Origin of the sequence: Pseudocitrobacter vendiensis, assembly GCF_943590815.1 — a bacterium.
Lineage (GTDB): Bacteria > Pseudomonadota > Gammaproteobacteria > Enterobacterales > Enterobacteriaceae > Pseudocitrobacter > Pseudocitrobacter vendiensis.
The window spans coordinates 26,241-48,352 of sequence record NZ_CALSBS010000007.1; the positions used below are offsets into that span (position 1 = coordinate 26,241).

Consider the following 22,112-nt stretch of genomic DNA (forward strand, 5'->3'; position numbering starts at 1 on the left):
GCGGGAGAGGGTTAGGGGGTGCAGGCTTTACCGCTCATCGCGACGTCCACCGACCGCAGCCCACCAGCGACGCACGTGAACCGTCACTTCTTCACGGTCATGGTACAACTGACGCGCCTGAATCTCTGCGTTGATGCCGTGTTCTTGCAGCGCTTGCTCAATGTGGGCAAGGTTTGACGATACTTCTTCATAGCGCTTTTTCATTGGCAGCTTGAGGTTAAAGATAGTCTCGCGACACCAGCCATTTACCAGCCACTGCGCCATCAGCGCGGCGACTTTCGCCGGTTTCTCGACCATGTCGCACACCATCCACGAGATGTTATTGCGACTCGGGCGATAACGGAAACCATCTTCACGCAGCCAGGTCACCTGCCCGGTATCCATCAGGCTTTGTGCCATCGGGCCGTTATCGACCGAGGAAACCCACATGTTGCGTTTCACCAGCTGATAGGTCCAGCCGCCAGGGCACGCCCCGAGGTCAACCGCGTACATGCCATTTGCGAGACGTTCGTCCCACTCATCGGCGGGAATAAAGACGTGGAACGCCTCTTCCAGCTTCAAGGTTGAACGGCTTGGCGCATCGGATGGGAACTTGAGACGCGGAATACCCATATAGAACGGGGAATTATTGGTGCTGTAGGAATAACCGGTGTAGCAGCAACCCGGTGCGATAAAGAACACATGCACCACCGGGCGCTTCGGCGTGTCGTATTTAGCTAATACACCAGCCTCACGCAGTGCCGAACGCAGCGGTACAGTGAACTTACGGCAGAACTTCATCAGCTCTTTACTTTCGTTGGTGTCGGCCACTTCCACACGCAGATCGCCGCCTTTCTCGACCACGCCCTGCAACATACCGACAACCGGCGTAATGCGATCTTCCGGCGGCAAATCTTTGAGTAGCTCACCGACAACAAACATCTGACGCGCGAAAATCAGTGAGCTAAACGGCAGCTCACGGGCCAGTTTATCGGCCTCGCCTTCCTGATAACACTCAAAAATCACATAGCCCGAGTTATCTTTTACTCGTGCAAAACCAAAGACTTCGCGGCGTGCGGCCTTATCAGTAATTTCCGCAGCACACTCTTTCTCAAACCCAGGGCGGCAATAGAGCACAACCTTATTCATGAACAACACCCTTACGTTTAAGGCGAATAGCACCGACCAACATCAGTGCCCAACCCGCGAGGAAGCTTACGCCGCCCACCGGGGTAACAAACGCCCACAGGCGTAAATGAGAGAGCGCCAGGCAGTAAAGGCTACCGCTGAATAACACGGTCCCTAATGCCAGGAAGACGCTGCTCCAGTAGAACCAGATGCTGATGCGACGCTGCATCGCAACAGATAAGCCGAGGATCGCCAGCGTATGGAACGCCTGGTACTCGAGGCCGGTCTGGATCCAGCCCATCTCAACAACACCCAGAGATTTGCTTAGCACGTGCGCGCCAAATGCGCCCAGTGCAACAAAGATAAAGCCGCTAATGGCGGCGAAAATCAGCATAAAACGGCTGGTCATGCGATTACCCTACATTCATTTATTGTTCGTAGCGAAAGCGGAATGTCTCTTGTTCATTGGCCGCTTTCGCCAGTATCCATTGCCGGAAGGCAGCTATTTTACCCAGTTCAGCCTGACTGTCATGACAAACCAGATAAAAAGCGTTTTTACTGACCAGGACATCATTAAACGGGCAGACCAGGCGGCCTGCTTCTATTTCCGACTGCGCCATGACGTTATTCGCCAGCGCAACGCCTTGTCCATGAATGGCAGCCTGCAGCACCATCGCGCTATGGCTGAAGATCGGTCCCTGCTGAACGTTGATGTGGTTAAGCCCCAACTGACGAGTGTAGGTTTGCCAGTCGCGACGCGATGCATCGTGTAATAACGTATGCTTTGCGAGATCTGCCGGCGTTTTAAGCGCTTTATCACCCGTCAGCAGTAACGGAGAGCAAACCGGCAGCAGGTATTCTGCGTACAATTTTTCGACACGCAGCCCCGGCCAGTTACCGCGACCATAGAAAATAGCCACGTCAACATCGTCAGCCAGCTTGTCTTCCTGACGGTCAACAGCCTGGATTCTTACGTCGATTCCCGGATAAGCTGAGTTAAAGCTTGTAAGACGAGGCACCAACCACTGAATGGCAAAACTGGGCAATAAACTGACCGTCAACGCCCCTTTTGCACTTCGTGCCTGTAGTTTACGCGTAGCCTCGGTTAATTGCGAAAAGATCTCTTTGATGTCGAGGAAATAGCTCTGCCCCTCTTCCGTGAGCAACAGCGAACGATTGCGACGTCGGAACAGCTTCAGCCCCAAAAAATCCTCAAGTGACTTGATTTGGTGGCTTACTGCGGCCTGTGTCACAAAAAGCTCATCGGCGGCGCGAGTAAAACTTAAATGGCGGGCTGCTGCATCAAATACACGTAATGCATTCAGAGGTGGCAATCGCTTCGACATGGTCCCAGAACCTGAATGTTAATAGGATTTAACAAATAGGAAACAACGTTTAACCTATTAGTTTTTTTTATCTGAGCCATTATAAATTGTCCGTTGAGCTTCTACCAGCAAATACCTATAGTGGCGGCACTTCCTGAGCCGGAACGAGAAGCTTTTTTCGGAATGCGTGTTCTGATGGGCTTTTGGCTTACGGTTGTGATGTTGTGTTGTTGTGTTTGCAATTGGTCTGCGATTCAGACCACGGTAGCAACGCTACCCTTTTTCACTTCCTGTACATTTACCCTGTCTGTCCATAGTGATTAATGTAGCACCGCCCAATTGCGGTGCTTTTTTTTGCCTGTAAACAGGCATTAGTCTTCCAGGGCAACCATCTCCTTCACATCGGTACGGTTAATCTGCTGCTTATTACCGTTGGCATCTTTGTAAGAAATCATCCCGGTTTCGTCATCCGTTTTCGGCTTACCATCAGAGACGATACTACGGCCATCATTCGTGTGCATGACGTAGTTCGGGGAAGAACAGGCGCCCAGGGCAAAGGTCATTACACAAGCTGAAATAATTGCGGCAGTCTTTTTCATCTTCTACTCCTTTAAGCGATTTATGCCAGATAGTTCATTTTCCGTAACAGGCAAAAACATTTGCCTAACATTATTTAGCATATGTCACTGGTCAGATTTCGCCAGCATATCCAGATTATTCTGGTGGTTAGTACAAACCTTGTCACCGGGTCCGTTTTACGCCACGATCGTATAACTGAACCGAGGAATAACATGAACGCTTTTAACCCCGCACAGTTTCGCGCCCAGTTCCCTGCACTGGCAGACGCAGGTGTCTATCTCGACAGTGCCGCCACGGCCCTTAAGCCGCAGGCTGTCATTGAAGCCACGCAGCACTTCTATTCGCTCAGCGCAGGCAATGTCCACCGCAGCCAGTTTTCACAGGCGCAAAAACTGACCGCGCGTTATGAAGCGGCGCGAGAAAAGGTTGCCGCACTGCTGAACGCGCCCTCCGGTAAAAATATCGTCTGGACGCGCGGTACGACAGAAGCCATCAACATGGTGGCACAGTGTTATACACGGCCTCGTTTACAGGCAGGTGACGAGATAATTGTCAGCGAAGCAGAACACCACGCCAACCTGGTACCGTGGCTGATGGTTGCGCAGCAGACCGGGGCGAAAATCGTTAAGCTCCCACTGGGAAGCGATCGTCTGCCCGATCTCAGCCTTTTGCCTTCGCTTATTACACCGCGCAGTAAGCTTCTGGCGCTGGGGCAAATGTCCAACGTGACCGGCGGCTGTCCGGATTTAGCTCGCGCCATTACCCTTGCTCATCAGGCAAATATGGTTGTGATGGTCGACGGAGCCCAGGGCGCAGTACATTGCCCGGCGGATGTGCAACTTCTGGATATCGATTTCTACGCTTTTTCAGGGCATAAACTGTATGGCCCGACCGGCATCGGCGCACTGTACGGCAAAAGCGACCTTCTCGACGATATGTCGCCATGGCTTGGCGGCGGCAAGATGATCAGTGAAGTCACCTTCGACGGATTTACCACGCAACCGGTACCTTATCGCCTTGAAGCAGGTACGCCAAACGTCGCGGGGGTCATTGGCCTGAGCGCCGCACTGGAGTGGCTTGCAGATATCGATATCGTGCAGGCAGAAAACTGGAGCCGTGGGCTGGCAACGCTTGCGGAAGACGAACTGGCAAAGCGACCGGGGTTCCGTTCCTTCCGCTGCCAGGATTCCAGCCTGCTGGCCTTCGATTTTAAAGGCGTTCACCATAGCGATATGGTTACGCTGCTGGCAGAGTACGGTATCTCCCTGCGCGCCGGGCAGCACTGCGCACAGCCGCTGCTGGCCGCACTCGGCGTAAGCGGCACGCTGCGAGCTTCCTTTGCGCCTTATAATACGCAGGATGACGTTTACGCGCTGGTCAACGCTGTTGATCGGGCGCTCGAATTACTGGTGGATTAATGACAGCTTCCCTACTCGCCGGACATCCGTTCGGCACAACCGTGACGCCCGACTCGCTGCGCCAGCTTTTTGCCCCATTGCAGCAGTGGGAAGAGAAATACCGACAGGTGATTCTGCTGGGCAAGCAGCTTCCGGCACTCAGTGACTATCTCAAAGCACAGGCACAGGAAATTCCCGGCTGTGAAAATCGCGTCTGGCTGGGCTATCGTGTTGCGCCGGATGGCGCAATGCATTTCTTTGGTGACAGTGAAGGCAGAATTGTGCGCGGATTGCTGGCGGTCTTGCTGACAGCGGTAGAAGGACGTAGCGCGAGTGACTTAGCAACAGCAGACCCGCTGGCGTTGTTTGATGAACTGGGGCTGCGTGGTCAGTTGAGCGCCTCGCGCACGCAGGGCCTCGCGGCCCTGAGTGAGGCGGTTACGCACGCTGCACGTCAGGCACTTGCCTGACGCTCCGCTTTCGCCATCATTTTTTTCAACGCATGGGATACCGCAACAAAGCCAAAGGTTGCGGTGACCATCGTCGCCGCGCCAAATCCAGAGGCGCAGTCCATTCGTTTTGGCCCTTCTGCCGTGCTTTTCATCGCACAGACTGAACCATCCGATTGTGGGTATACCAGCGCTTCGGTGGAAAATACGCAGTCCACACCCAGCTTCCCTTTACTGTTTTTCACCACGTTGAACTCACTCTTCAGCCGCTCACGCAGTTTAGCTGCCAGCGGATCCTGAATCGTTTTCGCCAGATCGGTCACCTGAATCTGCGTTGGATCGATTTGCCCGCCCGCCCCGCCGGTGGTCACCAGCGGCACTTTATAACGGCGACAGTAAGCAATCAGCGCCGCTTTAGGTCGAACGCTATCGATGGCATCAATCACGTAGTCATAGCCTGCGCTCATATACTGTGCGACGTTTTCCGGGGTAACGAAATCATCTATCACCGTGACGCGGCATTCCGGGTTGATCTGGCGAATACGCTCAGCCATCACTTCCGCCTTAGCCTGCCCGACATTGCCAGTCAGCGCATGAAGCTGACGGTTGGTGTTGGTCACACAGACGTCGTCCATATCGATAAGCGTGATTGCGCCAATACCGGTACGCGCCAGCGCTTCTGCCGCCCAGCAGCCGACGCCGCCGATCCCCACCACGCAAACGTGCGCGCCCGCAAAGAGCTGCAACGCTTGTTCACCGTACAACCGCGCCGTGCCGCCAAAACGCTGGCGCCAGGCGTCACTGATGACAACTGACATAGAACCTCGGAGTTGAAAAACATTAAGAGTGGGAGTGGATGGTTACCCTCACCCTAACCCTCTCCCTGAGGGAGAGGGAACCGATCGAGCGCGGAGTGACAACTCTCACCGCTTTTCTCCCTCTCCCTCAGGGAGAGGGCGGGGTGAGGGTGACTGCATCAGCCGCTAAACACATTCCCCGCGCCTGGCGCGGTTTTCAGCACCCACACACGGCCATAGTGATTATACCAGCCTGCGCGGTGTCCGGCATCCGGGCCAATTCCCTGATAGATATCAAAGTGTTGACCTTTAATCGCCCCGCCCACATCCAGGGCAACCATCAGACGCAGCTCGTACTGACCGTTAAACTTGCCGTTGTTGTCCAGCAGCGGCACTTCCGCCAGCAGCGTGGTGCCTGCCGGAACGATGCTACGGTCCGATGCCACAGAAGCGCGACCAATCAGCGGCACCGCGCTTGCCCCTTTCACCGGCGCAAACGATTGAGGTTTAAAGAAGACGAACGACGGGTTCTGTTCCAGCAACTCACGCACTTCGGCTTCGCTATGTTTTTCGCCCCACTCACGGATCGCCTGCATCGACATATCTTCGCGTTTCACTTCCCCACGATCGATCAGCACTTTACCAATGCTGCGATACGGCCAGCCGTTTTTGCCGGAGTAGCTAAAGAAGTTGAGCGGCGAACCGTCGCCAAAATCGATATAGCCGCTACCCTGCACATCCATAATGAAGTTATCCATCAGCGAGTTGCTGTAGGCCAGGATGTAACTGTCGCTCAGGCCACCGGCATAAATGCTGGCGCGCGACGGCAGTTTTCCGCGCTTCGGCGGCATACGGTAAATCGGATACTGGAACTCGCCCTGACGGGTATGACGCGCCTGAATCACCGGCGTGTAGTAACCGGTAAACTGGACGTTACCGTAGTTATCGGCACCTTCCATTTGCCAGGCGTCGAGGCCGAACTGGCGCATGTTGCGCGTATCGCCTCCGGCACGTAGCCACTGCTGTACGGCGTTATACACGTTGCTCTGGTTGCCGTACAGGCGCGGCGACGCGCTGCGAATTTGATTAATCTGTTCTGCAAAATCACCGGCGTTGATTGGCGCGCCGACGGCTTCAGGTTGATTGACCAGTGAGAAAGGCTGGGTAAATTTCCCGTCTTTATACTGTTGACCGCGATCGGTCGGTTTGGAAGAACAGGCAGCCAGCATCGCCAGCATTGCGCCCGTCACCACATACTTTGCCCAACGTCCTTTCATGGTATCTCGTCTTCTACGTAAATCGTGAATGCCCGAAGAAGATAACAAACCGCCAGGCCTATTGAAACGTGATAACGTCCCCTGAGCGCAATTTCGTATAAAAAACGAACCAAACTGACGCTTTTTAACGCGTTTTCGGAAAAAATAACCATTTAAATCAAAAAATAGTTGCATCAATAAGCGAGCAGAGTATAGTGCGCATCCACGGACGCGGGGTGGAGCAGCCTGGTAGCTCGTCGGGCTCATAACCCGAAGGTCGTCAGTTCAAATCTGGCCCCCGCAACCAATTACAATGTGAAAAGAGTTACTTGAAAGAGAGTAACAGACGGACGCGGGGTGGAGCAGCCTGGTAGCTCGTCGGGCTCATAACCCGAAGGTCGTCGGTTCAAATCCGGCCCCCGCAACCAACAAAATCAAGCACCCATTTGGGTGTTTTTTTTTGCCTGTCATTTAGCCCAGCCATAAAAAAGAGCGCCGTAGCGCCCTCTTCCTGTACTTTATCGCCTCGCCAGCGTCGCGCCATCGGCAAAATAGGCTTTTATTCCCGCCAGAATCGACTCCGCAACTTCCTGCTGGAATACTGCCGTCTTAAGTTTTCTCTCCTCTTCAACGTTACTGATGAACGCTGTTTCGACGAGGATCGACGGAATATCCGGTGCCTTCAGCACGGCAAAGCCCGCCTGCTCAACCTGATTCTTATGCAGCTTATTCACCTTGCCCATGTGTTTAAGCACCGCTTTGCCGAATTTCAGGCTATCGGCGATGGTCAGGGACTGCACCATGTCAAACATGGTGTGGTCGACGTAACGATCGCCGCTTTTACTCACCCCACCAATTAAGTCGGCGGCGTTCTGGGTTTGAGCAAGGTATTTCGCGGCGGTACTGGTTGCGCCTTTGGTTGAGAGCGCAAAAACCGATGATCCGCTCGGCTGACGGCTGGTGAAAGCATCGGCGTGAATCGAGACAAACAGATCTGCGCGCTGCTTCTGAGCTTTTGCCACACGCACCTTCAGCGGAATAAAGATATCTTCATTTCGCGTCATGTAGACCTTCATGTTGCCTTCTTTCTCTATAAGAGAGCGCAGGCGTCGGGCAATTTGCAGCACGACATCTTTTTCACGTGTTTTATATTTACCCACCGCGCCGGAGTCTTCCCCACCGTGCCCCGGATCGAGCATGATAACGATAGGACGATCGCGCCCGGCCTTACCCGGTTGCGGCCCACTCTGAGCAGGCGGCACCTGCTTATCGAGATCGCCACGGTTGTAATCTTCCAGCAGCGCCAGCAGCGGATCCTGCACATCCTGCGCATTCGCCGGGTACAGGTCCATGACCAGACGCTCTTTAAATCCGGCAACAGGCGCCAGCGCAAACAGCTGCGGCGTGACATTCTGCTTGAGTTCGAAGACCATCCGCACGGTTTGCGGATCGAACTGCCCGACACGTGCGGATTTAATAAAGGGATCGTCAGCGCGGATTTGCGCCGTCATGCGTTTTAACACCGAGTTCAGATTCACGCCTTCAAGGTCGACGACAAGACGTTCCGGGTTGCTCAGCGCAAACTGTCGGTATTTCAGTTCCCGATTCGACTCAACCGTCACACGCGTATAGCTGGACGCAGGCCAGACGCGCACGGCCACCACCTGGCTTGTGGCAGCCATACCTACCTGACTGACGCTTAATAACCACATGGCGCCCGCCCCTTTTAACAAGCGGCGGCGGCTAAATGACTGACTTCCCGACATGCTTCTCCCGAGCCAATAATGTTTACTTTGGTATTACGCATAATAAGTTTGACCAAAAACTTTAACCAAAGGCGCATAAACTGTCATCTATAAAAGGGTAAACATTCTTTTGCTAAGCCCTTTTTCGGAATTCATTTTGCCCTTTCGCGGAAAATTCGCGCTTGCACTCGCGGCCAAAACAGAATAAAAATACATTTATTGCGAATAAAAATGCACTGAGAGGTTATGCCGTGGTGAAGGAACGTAAAACCGAACTGGTCGAAGGGTTTCGTCATTCAGTTCCCTATATCAATGCCCATCGGGGAAAAACGTTTGTCATCATGCTGGGCGGAGAAGCCATCGAACATGACAATTTCTCCAGCATTGTCAATGACATTGGCCTGCTGCATAGCCTGGGCATTCGCCTGGTGCTGGTCTATGGTGCGCGTCCGCAAATCGATGCCAATCTTGAAGCGCATCATCATGAGCCTCTCTACCATAAACAAATTCGCGTGACCGACGCGAAAAGTCTGGAACTGGTTAAACAGGCAGCGGGGTTGTTACAGCTCGATATCACCGCGCGTTTATCCATGAGCCTCAACAACACACCGTTGCAGGGTGCGCATATCAACGTGGTTAGCGGTAACTTTATCATTGCCCAGCCGCTGGGCGTTGATGATGGCGTCGATTACTGCCACAGCGGGCGCATTCGTCGTATCGATGAAGAAGCGATTCATCGTCAGCTCGACAGCGGCGCAATCGTTCTGATGGGGCCGGTCGCCGTTTCCGTCACCGGCGAAAGCTTCAACCTGACCTCTGAAGAGATTGCTACCCAGCTGGCTATCAAACTGAAAGCGGAAAAGATGATTGGCTTCTGCTCTTCTCAGGGGGTTTTTGACCGTGAGGGTAACATCGTACCAGAGCTGTTCCCTAACGAAGCTCAGGCCCGCGTAGAGGAGCTTGAGCAAGAAGGCGATTACTTATCTGGCACCGTGCGTTTCCTGCGCGGAGCGGTCAAAGCCTGCCGCAGCGGCGTGCGCCGTAGCCACTTAATCAGCTATCAGGAAGATGGCGCGCTGTTACAGGAACTGTTCTCCCGCGACGGTATTGGTACTCAAATTGTCATGGAGAGCGCCGAGCAGATCCGCCGCGCCACCATCAACGATATTGGCGGCATCCTCGATCTCATCCATCCGCTGGAACAGCAGGGTATTCTGGTGCGCCGCTCCCGCGAACAACTGGAGATGGAAATCGACAAATTCACCATTATTCAGCGCGATAACACCACCATCGCCTGTGCGGCGCTTTATCCGTTCCCGGAAGAGAAAATCGGCGAGATGGCCTGCGTGGCGGTACATCCGGATTATCAAAGTTCATCGCGCGGGGAAGTGCTGTTGCAGCGTATCTCTACGCAGGCAAAGCAGATGGGGCTGAGCAAACTGTTTGTGCTGACCACCCGCAGCATTCACTGGTTCCAGGAACGTGGGTTCCAGCCGGTGGACGTTGAGCTGCTGCCGGAAAGCAAAAAGCAGATGTATAACTACCAGCGACGCTCAAAAGTGCTGATGGCGGATTTGGGGTAACGTTTTACGCCGGATGGCGCTAACGCTTATCCGGCCTACAAGACTTCACGATGTAGGTCGGATAAGCGTTAGCGCCATCCGACAACCCCATTAATCCTCGGCGAAAATCGCCGCAAGCCCGCTGCGACGCTCGGTTCTGGCGACGATCGCCTGACCTAACAACGCAGCATCGGCATACATCGACAAACGTGATTTCGCACGCGTAATCGCCGTATACACCAGCTCCCGCGTCACAATCGGCACGGGCTGCGTTGGCAAGACCAGCGCAGCGTGGTCAAATTCAGAACCCTGCGATTTATGCACCGTCATCGCCCATGCCGTATCGTGCTCAGGCAAACGACTCGGCTGCACCGACTTAATGGTTCCGTCCGGCATCGGGAACCAGACGCGCAACCCCTGTCCACGATCGAGCGCCACGCCAATGTCACCATTAAACAGCCCCAACGCACTGTCGTTTCGGGCGATCATCACCGGACGCCCTTCATACCAGCGAGAATGCCGCTGCGGCGCAATCATGCGATGGCGCACCAGCGACAGTTCAAGCTGCTGATTCAGTCCGCTAACGCCCCACGGCCCTTCGCGCAGCGCGCACAAGAGTTGATACTCACCAAAAGCCTGCAAAATTTCAGCCGGCTCGGCCTGCTGGCGCAGGCATTGCAGATAACGCCCATAGCCCGCGCGCGCATCGTCGAGCATCGTTTCATACTCGTCGCTGGTGCGCAGGGATTTCAGTTCAATATCCGTAAAGCCGCGTGCAAAGACCTCACGCACAGCCGCGCGATCGCCCTGATTCACCGCGCGTGCCAGTTGCCCAATTCCGGAATCACTGCCGAAGCGATAGCTGGTACGCAGCAGACAGAGGCTATCACGCAATGCGCCAGCCGTCTCACCTTCTCCTGCCGGCACCGTCGTGCCCGTCAGGCGACTAAGCTGCAGCGCACGTTCTGGTGTATAGCCGCTGTTAACCCACGCGCAAATATCGCCCAGTACCGCGCCGGCTTCCACCGATGCTAACTGGTCGCGGTCACCAAGGAAAATCACCCGCCCGTGACGCGGCAGCGCGTCAATCAAGCGCGCCATCATCGGCAGGTCAATCATGGACGCTTCGTCCACCACCAGCACATCCAGATGCAGCGGGTTTCCGCCATGATATCGCATGCGCTGGCTGCCCGGCTGCGCGCCTAACAGACGATGCAGCGTACTGGCATCGGTTGGCAGCATCGCTTTCTGACTTTCGCTCAGCGGCAATTTGCGCAGCGCAGCACCCAGCGATTCAGTAAGTCGCGCCGCGGCTTTCCCGGTCGGCGCGGCCAGGCGAATACGGCATTTGTTTTCGCCCGCAATGCGCACCAGCGCCGCCAGCAGTTTTGCGACGGTGGTGGTTTTCCCGGTGCCAGGCCCGCCTGAGATCACCGAAATACGTCGGGTAAGCGCGACGGCGGCAGCGACTTTTTGCCAGTCGATGGTGTCGGATGGCGGGAAAAGATCGGTGAGCGTCTCGGTAATCAGCGATTCGTCAATATTCTCTGCAAGCTGTGCATCGCGGAAGAAACGCGCCACGCTACGTTCATTGCCCCACATGCGGTTCAGGTAAAGACGGTCCCCGCAGAGAATCAGCGGCGTCGGGCGTTCGCCCTGGCTCACCGCCTGCGAGACCAATAGCAGAGCCGCCCAGTCGTCGGGTATTTCGACCGCGTCCAGCAGTTGCGTCCACAAGACTTTTGCCCGACCATTCAGCGTCGGCGCGTGCTGCAAATGGCTGAGCGGCAGGCAAACGTGCCCCTCTCCGGCGTCACGGCTCAGAATCGCCGCCGCCAGCATTACGGCGGGATGCTCATTGCGGGCGATTGTCAGCGCAAACTGCACATCCAGCGGGCGCAGCAGCTTTAGCTCTGCGGCTTCAATCAGTAAATTTTCCAGGCTCACGATGCCATCTCCTGCGTCTGCCCGGCAAACAGGGCGTCCATTGCATCAATCAGTTCCCGTTGAGGACGAGTGCTGAAAATCCCCTGCTGACCCGGCTCACCGTCCACGCCGCGCAGGAAGAGATAAATCACGCCGCCAAAATGTTGCTCATAATCGTAATCGACTAAACGGTGGCGCAAATAGCGGTGCAGCGCCAGCGTATAGAGCTGGTACTGCAAATCGTAGCGATGCGACTGCATCGCCTGTGCCATCGCCTGCTGGGTGTAGGCATCGCTGTTCGCGCCCAGCCAGTTCGATTTGTAGTCAAGCAGGTAATAGCGCCCGTTGTGGCGAAAGACCAGGTCGATAAAGCCCTTCAGCATCCCGCGCACCTGGCGGAAATCAAGGGGCGGACAGCCCGCCGAAAGAGAGTCGTAGCGGCGCACCACGGCATCCAGCGCCACCGGATCGAGCGACTTTTCAATAGGAAGATAGAACTCCATCTCCACCTGTTTTTGCCGTGCATCCAGTTGATTCAGCGCCATACCATCTGGCGTAAGCGGCGTTGCCAGCACCTGGGAAATCCAGCGCGTCAGCACCGGTTCCCAGTGCGCTTCAAAGCCATTAATCAGCAGTTTTTCGCGCATCCATTCGGCAGCAACCGGCTGCGTAAAATCGAGATCTTCAAACAGGCTGTGCAGGAAAGTGCCCGGCGATGCGCCGCGCGGGAAATGATGCGGCGTGAGCGCCTCCTCTTCCATCGCCTCCCCTACGCCTGCGGCGTCGATATCCAGACGCGGCAGCAGATCCTGCGCCATGCTATGGCCGCGCTGTTGCAGGCCGGAGTAGCTGGTAACACGCCAGTCATCGACCATCCGGCGCATAACCTGGCGCGCCGTCAGTTCAGGCACCTCTGGCTGTAACGCCTGCCAGCGGGTGTCGTCGGGTTCGCTGGCAATCGTCAGCGCAATATGTTCATCACACAGCGCGCGCAGTGCAGCTTCCAGCCCGGCGGCGTCAAGCGGCTCGCCTTTTTGCAACAGGCGGCCCGGCGCACTGTGGTGGATATCGGTTTCGGTCGCTTTGTCGCTGCGCCGCGAAGTGAGCGGTGCCATGCCAAGACTACAGTGCCAGACAGCGCGGGTTAGCGCCACGTAGAGCAGTCGCAAATCTTCCGCCAGCCGTTCCGCTTCTGCCAGTTCCAGGCTCTCTTCGCCCTGCTGGAGATCCAGCACCGCCGAGAAGGATTCACGATCGTGGTAAAACGCCTGATCCTGTTTGCGAAAACGGGCAATAAACGGCAGCCAGACCAGCGGATACTCCAGCCCTTTCGATTTGTGGATGGTGACGATTTGCACCAGGTGCTTGTCACTTTCCAGACGCATCTGTTGATTCGAGGCGTTGGTGTTGGGCTCGGCGATTTGTTGATTTAGCCATCGCACCAGCGCGTGCTCACTCTCAAGCTGAGTCGCCGCTTCCTGCAACAGTTCGCTTAAATGCAGAATGTCAGTTAATCGGCGCTCGCCGCCGTGGGTCGCCAGCAGGTTTTCGGCAATGTTTCGCGCGCTCATCAGAGCGCGGAGCATCGGCATCACGCCGCGCTTTTGCCAGATATCGCGGTACTGGCTGAACTCTTCCACCAGCGCATCCCAGGCATTTTCATCCTGATTCAGGCGCTCGATATCCTGCGCGTTTTGACCAAACATCGCCGTCGCCAGTGCGCTGCGCAGCGTGGTTTCACGCTCAGGGCTTAATGCTGCCTGCAGTACCCAAAGCAATTCCTGCGCTTCCGGCGTTTCAAACACGCTGTCACGGTTGGAGAGATAAACCGAAGGGATCGCCAGCGCATTGAGCGCATCGCGAATCAATGATGCTTCCTGGCGATTACGCACCAGCACCGTGATGTCGGACGCCTGTACCGGACGGGCTTTTTCACCGCGCCATAGCAGCGCCGTGCCCCGTTGCCCGCCAGTCAGCCAGTCACGAATTTGCGCCGCGCACTGGCGTGCCATAAAGGCCTGATAATCGCCCGCGCCAACACCCTGCCCTGGCATCAGGCAGACGTTCATCGCCGGTTGCGTTTCGCCATTAATTTCAAATTTCAGCGACTGGTTTTTCGCGGCGGATTTTACCGGCAAAAACGGGATGTCGCGGAACATGAAGGGGTTATCAACCGTGGTGAAGAGCTTGTTGATGCTTGCTACTAAGCCCGGCGCGGAACGCCAGTTGGTGTCCAGCGTATAGTGCGCCGCCACGTCGCTGCGCGCGCGCATATAGGTAAAAATATCCGCACCGCGAAACGCGTAAATCGCCTGTTTCGGGTCGCCAATCAGCAGCAGCGCTGTCTCTGGTTGCTGTCGCCAGATACGGCGGAAAATACGGTACTGCTGGGGGTCGGTATCCTGGAATTCATCAATCATTGCCACCGGAAAACGCTGACGAATCGCCGCGGCCAGCGCGTCGCCGCTTTCGCTTTGCAGCGCGGTGTCCAGACGGCTAAGCATGTCGTCAAAACCCAGTTCGCCGCGGCGGCGTTTCTCCTGCGCCACCGCATCACGAATTTCTACCATCGCCTGAGTGATCACCAGGTCGTTCAGGCTGAGCGGCGCGGCAAGCAGTGCCTCAATGGCACTGAACAGCGGATGCGTCGGCACCTCACCGCCTGCTTTGGTTCGTTCGGCTAAAAAGGCCTGCGAGAACTTTTCCAGCGCATCCGGAAGCTGATAGCCCCGGGTTTCCTCGCTCGCCCAGGCGCTGACTTTATCAATCCATTTTCCCTGGTTGCCGCGATTAAATTTGCGCCGGTCAATACCGGAGTTTTCCAGCACATCATTCAGTTCGCTAACCGCGGCCAGCCACTGGCTTTTAACCGCATCAATGTGGGCGACGATTTTTTCATGCCGCGACTCCAGCGTCTCGCTGTCGTCCGGCGGGCGCTTGATATTTGGCGCTTCGCCCTGTAAGTATCGGTCAATGGACTTCAGGAGATCCTGCGGCCCTTTCCAGGTATCAAAAATCACCTGCGCGATTTCGCGCTTCAACGGGTAGCAGTGACGTCGCCAGAAATCGGCACAGGCCTGGTAGCGAAGCTGAGATTCATCTTCAATGAGCTGTTGTTCAAACAGCATGCCTGACTCAAAAGCGTTTAGGCTAAGCATGCGCTGACAGAAGCCGTGAATGGTAAAGACCGCCGCATCGTCCATCTGCCGCTCGGCCAGCAGCAGCACTTCTGCCGCCTGCTGTTTATCGGCGATTTCATTCAGCAGCCGGGCGTACAGGGGGTCAACGGTGGTTTCAGGTTCATCGGGGTTATAGCGCAGACAAGCAATACGCAGCTCATGAATGTTGCTGCGGATACGCCCGCGAAGCTCTTCTGTCGCCGCTTCGGTGAAGGTCACAACCAGCAGTTCTTCGACGTTGACAGGCCGGGGGAAAGCGGCGCTTTCGCCCAGGCCTAATAAGAGCCGCAGATAGAGTGCGGCGATGGTGAAGGTTTTTCCGGTGCCCGCAGAGGCTTCAATCAGACGCTCGCCATAAAGGGGCAAGCGCAGGGGATCAAGGGACTCGGCGGTATCGGTCATTCGTTCTCTCGTCTCAACGGTAAGGTTTGCTGCAATTCACTGATGCTTTGCCATACTTTCCAGCCTTCAGGATGCGCATAGTCCTGTTTTCCGTTATCACTCCCGGAAACCTGCGACAGTACGGTCATACCCTGCGGCTCAACCACCGTTTGATGGAAGAAGTCGGCAACCTTAAGCGGCGTCAGTAACTTAATCTGGGCCACTACTTTATCACGTGAATCGAACGCCATATTACCCCTGTCGAAATCTTTACTGAGCTGTGATGCTTCTTCGCTCAGGGTTTGCGGGGCCTGCAGCATTTGTGCAATCACGGCCTGCTGAATTTGGGCAAACTCTTCCGGTTTCATGGCACGCAGCTTCGCTTCCGCCGTTGGGAAGAACGCTTTAAAACGCTCCCACAGGAAGGCCGGTTGCTTGTCGCTGCTCTGCAGCAGGAAGCCCATACCCCACTGCCGACCCACGTTCATCGAGAAGGCAAATACCGCGTAACCCAACTGCTCTTCCGTGCGCAACTGCGTGTAGAACCACGGTTGAACAATTTGCGCCAGGACGGCACTGGTCGCGGAGGTGCTGGCCTCATCGGCATTCACCGGTGCGAAAACGGCCGCCAGGGCGGAGTCCGTACTCGGGCCCGCTTTTTCAAAAATCGCCGACTGTTTTTTATCAATCAGCACATCTTTGTTACGACACCATTCGGTCCCTTTTGCGCCAAGCTGCGTCTGGATATTGTGCGCCAGCGTGCTGGAGGCCTCTTTACTCAGGTTACCAATCACCATAAATTCCGGGCGGGCGTTGGTTTTCAGGCGATCGCGATAGGCCATCACTTCTTGCAATGTAATGGACGGCAACAATGCGCGACGCTCTTCACGCTGGAAGTACGGCACCTGAGAAAGCATCTGCACCGGCATAATCGCCTGTTCGTAGGCTTTGCCTTTATCGGCGGAATCCATCATCTGCGCGTACCAGGATTTCGCCTGAGCCAGTTGTTCTTCCGTTGTCTGATAGCTGAAATAGCCCTGCAACAGCGCATCAAACAGCTGCGGCAAACGCTGGGTATACCCGTTAGCGTTCAGCATCAGGCCATTATTTGCGCCGGTTGAGAAGCTGATGCCGCCTACCGCCGCCTGATTGCTGAGCTGGTCCAGCGAGATACCTGCCAGATAATCATTAAGCGCAAACATTACCTGATTGCGGGCACTATCCATCGCTTTCGGATTACGCAGAATCAGCGTGACATCGGCCTTCGGTTCGCTGGCAAAGTAGTGGCTCGGCATATACACCAGACGCAGCGTCGGCTCATCAATGACAAGTTCGGGGTGCGTATAGCTTTTTTCCGGCTTAATCAGGGTGAAATCATCCGGGATATAGGGGTTCAGTTCCGGCAGCTTCAGCGAAATTTTTTCTGCTTTTTGCTTCCACTCGCTAAACGTCTGTGCGCTGATTTTATCGACCTGATACGGCGCATTCACAAAGTAAGCCGTTTTGTTATGCGGCTCTTTCTCGCTGATATACCAGACGCGCGCATTCTGCGGCGTCATCATCGCCAGACGCGCTTTTACCGCCTGTGCATCAAACTGGTCGGCGATATTCACCGCATCCAGCGTATGCTGGACCGGCACGCGGATCATGGTATCCGCCAGCCATTCGACATAGCCCATATCGCGGTTGATTGACGGATAACGGAAGTCGAGATCCAGCACGTGGGCCAGCTCATCGAAGTAACGTTTATCGATGCCTTTTTCACGTAACAAATTGAGATAGCTAAAGATAGCGGCGACAACCTCATCGCGATGCGCGAGGCCTTTATCGGTTAAGGTCGCGGAAATCGCCAGCACGCCGCTGTTGCCGTTCACCACCGGGTCAGAGTCGGCGCGAATGCCTTCCACCAGCCCCTGATTTTGCAGCCAGTCGGACAGCGTACCCGGGCTACGGTTGCCAATCATGTAGGTAACCAGCTCATCGGTTTTACTGCGGAACTGGGGGGTGTTGTTGTCGATGCGAAATTCCACGCGCAGCACTTTACGCGGCAGCGCCGGGACGTAGTGAATCAATACGCCCTTTTGCGCGTCGGTCACCACGGGCACATCAATTTGCGGCACGGTAATGGATTTGTTGGGCACGCGACCATAGGTTTGCGCCGCCATCTGCGCCAGCTCCGGCAGCGGTTTATTGCTGTAGATAACCGCTTTCATCAGGTTGGCAGAGTAGTATTGATCGCGAAAGGCGAGCAGCGCCTGGTGTACCGGGCTGCCAGGTTTATCGCTCAGCGTTTCAAGGTTACCGCCGGAGAAACGTGAACCAGGGTGTGCCGGGTTAATAGTTTCGGCGCTCACCTGCGCCATGCGCATGCCGTCACGAGAGCGGGCCATGGTCAGCTCGGCGTTCACCGCATTGCGCTCACGCTCAACATATTTTTTATCGAGTTTAGGTGATGCGATCGCGTCGGCAAGACGGTCAACCGCGCCCTGCAACGCATCGTTTTCAACTTCCAGATAAAAAGCCGTGCGGTAAGGCGCGGTACTGGCGTTGTGGCTGCCACCGTGCATTTTCAGATATTCAGCGAGGCTGTCAGGCTGCGGATACATTTTCGAGCCCATCAGCGTCATATGTTCGAGGAAGTGCGCAAGGCCCGGGTGAGATTCGGGATCCTGCAATGAGCCTACAGGCACAACCAGTGCCGACAGGGATTTCACCGCCTGAGGATCGGAAACCAGCAGTACCACCATGCCGTTATCGAGCTTGATAGCCTGATAGTGACGAGGATCTTTTTCACTTTTGCGGATGGTCTCCTGTATGGGTTGCCATCCTGTGTCTGCCTGACTAATGGGTGCCCAAAGGGCGGTAATCAAAACAACAACACTCAACCAGATACTACGGGGCATTCACGGACCTCATCATTAACAAACCGGCGGCTGAACATGTCAGCCGGTGTATCGTATGCGCATCAGTCCGTGACTTCTTGCGCATAGTAAACGAAGGGTTTTAATTGCGCAATTTTTATACAGTCATTATGACTGGTGATAACGAAAAACGGGCAACAGGTAGCGCTGCGTCTGTTCGATAATGGCTTCATATTGCTCATTTTCGAGCGTGCGCCACAGGCGTTGATACCATAAATCACTGCCTTCGCCATTGACTACCATATTCCCTTCATACGCCTGAAGGAACTTACTTCGCGCTTTTTGCTGCGTTTCGTCGTCCATCAGGAGCGTGTTGCTCTCGGCGTCAAAGCAGGCTTTAAGCCAGGCACCGCCACTTTCTGGCAGGAACAGTAGCGGCTGCGTCATGCCAAGTCGGTAACCTTCAACCAGTTCAGCAAGATAGCCATTCGCCTGTGTGACCGACAGCGGCGGGAAGCGCCACTCCCCCTCTTTGCGCAGCAGCAGACGGCTCTCGCCGGTTCCGCCACTGGCACAGTAGACAAGGTGTTCCAGCCAAAGTTGCATTCCCTGTGAAACGCTAAGTAAAGATGGGCGCCAGCGCAACAATCCGCTCGACTGCACTTGCGCCAGCCAGCCGGTAATGTTAACGCCCGCACAATCAAGGTCGATCTCCATGCTTTGCGCAGGCTCGCGCAGCTCGATAACGCGCGAGGCCAGCGCCTCCATTTCCTGACGCTGCACCTCCCAGGCGATTTCCCCATAAGGACCGTAAGGTAGCGTCCCCGCTGCCCGATAACGGCGATACATCTGCCCGGCGTCCTGCTCTTCAATCAACGTATTCAGTAGCTGTTGATTGAGCTGATAACGGGTTAGTCCTTCCAGGGTAAACGGTTCGGTTTCAGGGATTTCACTCTCTTCGGAACGGAAATTCACCTGTAAGCGCATCTGGAAGAAGGCGCGTACCGGGTGCTGCCAGAAGCGCTGAAGCTGCTCCAGCGGGAGATGCGTGATATCGAGTGGAGCGAGTGGCTGGATAAACGGCGAATGCGCCTCGCCTTGCTGGCTGGCCGCCGCCAGCCATTCGCGGGCGTAGCTTTGTCGTTCATTGAACGTGAAGTTCTCGGCATCAAACGGCATGCGCGTATGCTGGTGCATGATGTGCGCTTTCACGCGCTTATCGCTCTCGTCGCAGTTCAGCGCTTCATCGCCTTCCAGACAATGGCTTTGCCCGATGTAATCCAGCAGTTCCTGTACCAATACTGACGGATAGCGTTCGCTGTTATCCTGAATAGAGCGGCCAATGTAGCTGATATAGAGCGTCTGCCCGGCAGACATCAACGCTTCGAGGAAAAGATAGCGGTCGTCATCGCGACGGCTGCGGTCGCCGCGCACCGGTTTCTGGCTCATCAAATCGAACCCCAGTGGCGGTAGCGCACGTGGATACACACCGTCGTTCATGCCCAGCAGGCACACTACTTTGAACGGTATTGAACGCATCGGCATCAGGGTACAAATGTTCACCGGCCCCGCCAGGAAGCGCTGGCTGATACGCTCCTGATCGAGCCGCGAAGCTAACTCGTCGCGCAGCAGTGACAGCGGGACCATGCCCTCGTATTGAGACTGTGTTCCCTGCGCAATAATCGCCTGCCACTGCTGCTCAATCAGTGCCAGCGCGGCTTCCGTATCCTGATCCGGAAGGAAGAAGTCGTTAAGCATATCGCGACACACCGGTAGCCACTCTTCCAGCGGACGATCCTGCGACAAGCCCTGCCGCCAGTGGTTAAGTTGCATTAACAGCGAGGCCAGATGCCCCACCAGTTCGGCAATCAGACCGCTGGACTCATCATAAGGTAAGACAGATTGCCACTCGCCCTGCTGGCTTTCCATCGCGTAGCCAAGCAGCATACGCGTCAGGCCAAAGCGCCAGGTATGTTGCCCGGTGGCAGGAAGGTCGAGCTCTCGCACGTTATCGTCATCGAGGCCCCAGCGAATACCAGACTCATTTACCCACTGACGCAGGTAACGCAGCCCCTCTTCATCAATATTGAAGCGGGCAGCAAGCACCGGTACGTCCAGTAGCGCCAGCACGTCTTCACTGACAAAGCGGCTATCAGGCAGCGAGAGCAGCGTGATAAAGGCCTGCATCGCCGGATGTGCCTGGCGTGCGCGACGGTCTGAAATTGCATACGGCAGATAGCGCTCGCCGGTGGCGCTGCCAAACACCGCCTGAATAAAGGGGCTGTAGCTGTCGATGTCTGCCACCATTACAATGATATCGCGCGGCGTCAGGGTCGGGTCTGCTTCCAGCATCGCCAGCAGGCGATCGTGCAATATTTCCACTTCACGCTGGGGGCTGTGGCAGACATGAACCGTCAGGCTGCGATCGTCGGGCTTCAACACGCGTTTGGCACCACTGTGGGCAAACTCTTGCGCCGTGCGCCCGGCGATGGCGGAATTTTTTAATTCGAGAACGTCATGTTGCAGGTTGTGCAGCAGGTTATCCGGGTCGATATCCACAAACGCTTCCAGCTCCTGATAACGCTCCAGGCCAGCAAGCAGGTAAATATAATCGCGCCCCAGCTTGCCCCAGGAAGCCAGCATCGGGTTAGTGACGTTCTGCTCGCCGTCGTCATTAAACAAACCCGGTGCGGCGTCGGCGTCACGAAACAGCGGCAACTCGCGTTCTTCACGGAAATGCCGACGCTGACGCGCCTGCAACCGCGCCAGAAACGCCGGGTCCTGAATATCGCCCCAGTAGTAACGGCAAGGGTTGGTGAACAGCACGTAAATATCAATGTGCTTGCCCAGCGCCTGTAAGGCGTGGAGATAAACCGGCGGCAGCGCCGAAATACCGCAGATGAATACACGCGACGGCAGGCCTTCCGGGCACGTCTCGCTGTGTTCAAGGATATCGATAAACCGTTGATACAAATTGGCGCGGTGCCACAGCGGCTGGCCTAGCGCTTCGGTGTGCGCCACCAGCGATTTCCACAACGGTGCCTGCCAGAGCTGCGCCTCACCGAGGCCATCCACCAGCTTGTCATTTTCCCAGTCAGTTAGCCACTGCGGGCGATACACCAGATACTGGTCGTAGAGATCCGCCACCCGTGAGGCAAGCTGGAACAGTTTGCGCTTGTCAGCATCATCGTGCAGATAGTGACGCAGCGGGGTAAATGCGTCGTCATCCAGCATTTGCGGCAGCAGGGTCATCAGCTTCCAGCTCATGCTCTGCTTGTTGAAGGCGCTTTCGCCGGGAATATCCGGCAGCACGCGGGTGAACATATCCCAGATAAAGCTGGCGGGCAGCGGGAAGTCGATATTCGCGGCAATGCCAAAGCGTTGCGACAGGGTCATCTGTAGCCATTGCGCCATCCCGGTGCTTTGCACCAGCACCATTTCAGACTCGAAGGGGTCATCGAGCCGCTGTTGCTCAACAATGAACTCCATTAATGCTTCCAGCACATCCAGACGGTTGGAGTGGTAGACCCGTAACATATTCGCTCCTG

The 22,112-nt window shown here is 55.7% G+C and carries 14 protein-coding genes and 2 tRNA genes; 5 read left to right on the forward strand and 11 right to left on the reverse strand.

The window, feature by feature from the left end; all coding sequences use genetic code 11:
• Positions 1 to 27 precede the first annotated feature (27 nt).
• The 4 genes from rlmM to NMC31_RS09620 all read right to left on the reverse strand — a co-directional run bounded on the left by rlmM (position 28) and on the right by NMC31_RS09620 (position 3,031).
• Entirely contained in the window at positions 28 to 1,128 is a 1,101-nt protein-coding gene (gene rlmM / locus NMC31_RS09605; RefSeq protein WP_149463381.1) for a 23S rRNA (cytidine(2498)-2'-O)-methyltransferase RlmM, read from the reverse strand.
• The gene (locus NMC31_RS09610; protein WP_108477165.1) at positions 1,121 to 1,516 is read right to left on the reverse strand and encodes a DUF423 domain-containing protein; all 396 of its coding nucleotides are present in this window, start codon (positions 1,514 to 1,516) and stop codon (positions 1,121 to 1,123) included. Before NMC31_RS09610 ends, rlmM begins: the two co-directional genes overlap by 8 nt.
• A gap of 19 nt (positions 1,517 to 1,535) precedes the next feature.
• Positions 1,536 to 2,453 (reverse strand): glycine cleavage system transcriptional regulator GcvA, encoded by a 918-nt coding sequence (gcvA, locus tag NMC31_RS09615; protein ID WP_015963219.1) that lies wholly within the window; start codon positions 2,451 to 2,453, stop codon positions 1,536 to 1,538.
• 350 nt (positions 2,454 to 2,803) lie between these two features.
• Positions 2,804 to 3,031 carry a YgdI/YgdR family lipoprotein gene (locus tag NMC31_RS09620; RefSeq protein ID WP_015963218.1) on the reverse strand — a complete coding sequence of 76 codons (228 nt, stop codon included), beginning with the start codon at positions 3,029 to 3,031 and terminating at the stop codon, positions 2,804 to 2,806.
• A gap of 192 nt (positions 3,032 to 3,223) precedes the next feature.
• On the opposite strand from NMC31_RS09620, the gene csdA reads away from it, so the two are divergent.
• Positions 3,224 to 4,429: a cysteine desulfurase CsdA gene (csdA, locus tag NMC31_RS09625; RefSeq protein ID WP_253897775.1), complete on the forward strand. Its 1,206-nt coding sequence runs from the start codon at positions 3,224 to 3,226 to the stop codon at positions 4,427 to 4,429.
• Entirely contained in the window at positions 4,429 to 4,878 is a 450-nt protein-coding gene (csdE, locus tag NMC31_RS09630; RefSeq protein WP_253897776.1) for a cysteine desulfurase sulfur acceptor subunit CsdE, read from the forward strand. The genes csdA and csdE overlap by 1 nt, the downstream gene beginning before the upstream one ends.
• On the opposite strand, the gene tcdA is transcribed toward csdE, so the two are convergent.
• Together tcdA and mltA are read right to left on the reverse strand one after the other, a co-directional pair.
• Entirely contained in the window at positions 4,863 to 5,675 is an 813-nt protein-coding gene (gene tcdA, locus NMC31_RS09635) for a tRNA cyclic N6-threonylcarbamoyladenosine(37) synthase TcdA (RefSeq protein WP_253897777.1), read from the reverse strand. The two genes, csdE and tcdA, sit on opposite strands and share 16 nt — an antisense overlap.
• Positions 5,676 to 5,833: 158 nt before the next feature.
• Entirely contained in the window at positions 5,834 to 6,931 is a 1,098-nt protein-coding gene (mltA, locus tag NMC31_RS09640) for a murein transglycosylase A (RefSeq protein WP_149463377.1), read from the reverse strand.
• 209 nt (positions 6,932 to 7,140) lie between these two features.
• Here mltA and NMC31_RS09645 point away from each other — a divergent pair.
• Both NMC31_RS09645 and NMC31_RS09650 read left to right on the forward strand, forming a co-directional pair.
• Positions 7,141 to 7,217 (forward strand) — tRNA-Met (locus NMC31_RS09645).
• Between the two features lie 44 nt (positions 7,218 to 7,261).
• A tRNA-Met gene (locus tag NMC31_RS09650) sits at positions 7,262 to 7,338 on the forward strand.
• Between the two features lie 90 nt (positions 7,339 to 7,428).
• On the opposite strand, the gene amiC is transcribed toward NMC31_RS09650, so the two are convergent.
• Complete coding sequence (gene amiC / locus NMC31_RS09655) at positions 7,429 to 8,676, reverse strand: N-acetylmuramoyl-L-alanine amidase AmiC (RefSeq protein ID WP_253897778.1); 1,248 nt, start codon at positions 8,674 to 8,676, stop codon at positions 7,429 to 7,431.
• Positions 8,677 to 8,906: 230 nt separating this feature from the next.
• On the opposite strand from amiC, the gene argA reads away from it, so the two are divergent.
• Positions 8,907 to 10,238, forward strand: a complete 1,332-nt coding sequence (gene argA / locus NMC31_RS09660; protein ID WP_149463375.1) for an amino-acid N-acetyltransferase — start codon at positions 8,907 to 8,909, stop codon at positions 10,236 to 10,238.
• Between the two features lie 90 nt (positions 10,239 to 10,328).
• Here the strand turns inward: argA and recD are convergent, their stop codons facing one another.
• The 4 genes from recD to recC all read right to left on the reverse strand — a co-directional run bounded on the left by recD (position 10,329) and on the right by recC (position 22,101).
• Positions 10,329 to 12,164: an exodeoxyribonuclease V subunit alpha gene (recD, locus tag NMC31_RS09665; RefSeq protein WP_253897779.1), complete on the reverse strand. Its 1,836-nt coding sequence runs from the start codon at positions 12,162 to 12,164 to the stop codon at positions 10,329 to 10,331.
• Positions 12,161 to 15,724 (reverse strand): exodeoxyribonuclease V subunit beta, encoded by a 3,564-nt coding sequence (gene recB / locus NMC31_RS09670; protein WP_253897780.1) that lies wholly within the window; start codon positions 15,722 to 15,724, stop codon positions 12,161 to 12,163. The genes recD and recB overlap by 4 nt, the downstream gene beginning before the upstream one ends.
• Complete coding sequence (ptrA, locus tag NMC31_RS09675; RefSeq protein WP_253897781.1) at positions 15,721 to 18,606, reverse strand: pitrilysin; 2,886 nt, start codon at positions 18,604 to 18,606, stop codon at positions 15,721 to 15,723. The genes recB and ptrA overlap by 4 nt, the downstream gene beginning before the upstream one ends.
• A gap of 126 nt (positions 18,607 to 18,732) precedes the next feature.
• Positions 18,733 to 22,101, reverse strand: a complete 3,369-nt coding sequence (recC, locus tag NMC31_RS09680; RefSeq protein WP_253897782.1) for an exodeoxyribonuclease V subunit gamma — start codon at positions 22,099 to 22,101, stop codon at positions 18,733 to 18,735.
• Between the last annotated feature and the right edge of the window lie 11 nt (positions 22,102 to 22,112).

Excerpts from the sequence above, each read along its gene's own strand:
- csdA (WP_253897775.1), top strand. The coding sequence starts at position 3,224 with ATGAACGCTTTTAACCCCGCACAGTTTCGCGCCCAGTTCCCTGCACTG.
- recC (WP_253897782.1), bottom strand. The coding sequence starts at position 22,101 with ATGTTACGGGTCTACCACTCCAACCGTCTGGATGTGCTGGAAGCATTA.
- recB (WP_253897780.1), bottom strand. The coding sequence starts at position 15,724 with ATGACCGATACCGCCGAGTCCCTTGATCCCCTGCGCTTGCCCCTTTAT.
- csdE (WP_253897776.1), top strand. The coding sequence starts at position 4,429 with ATGACAGCTTCCCTACTCGCCGGACATCCGTTCGGCACAACCGTGACG.
- NMC31_RS09620 (WP_015963218.1), bottom strand. The coding sequence starts at position 3,031 with ATGAAAAAGACTGCCGCAATTATTTCAGCTTGTGTAATGACCTTTGCC.
- rlmM (WP_149463381.1), bottom strand. The coding sequence starts at position 1,128 with ATGAATAAGGTTGTGCTCTATTGCCGCCCTGGGTTTGAGAAAGAGTGT.
- tcdA (WP_253897777.1), bottom strand. The coding sequence starts at position 5,675 with ATGTCAGTTGTCATCAGTGACGCCTGGCGCCAGCGTTTTGGCGGCACG.
- ptrA (WP_253897781.1), bottom strand. The coding sequence starts at position 18,606 with ATGCCCCGTAGTATCTGGTTGAGTGTTGTTGTTTTGATTACCGCCCTT.
- gcvA (WP_015963219.1), bottom strand. The coding sequence starts at position 2,453 with ATGTCGAAGCGATTGCCACCTCTGAATGCATTACGTGTATTTGATGCA.
- amiC (WP_253897778.1), bottom strand. The coding sequence starts at position 8,676 with ATGTCGGGAAGTCAGTCATTTAGCCGCCGCCGCTTGTTAAAAGGGGCG.
- mltA (WP_149463377.1), bottom strand. The coding sequence starts at position 6,931 with ATGAAAGGACGTTGGGCAAAGTATGTGGTGACGGGCGCAATGCTGGCG.
- NMC31_RS09610 (WP_108477165.1), bottom strand. The coding sequence starts at position 1,516 with ATGACCAGCCGTTTTATGCTGATTTTCGCCGCCATTAGCGGCTTTATC.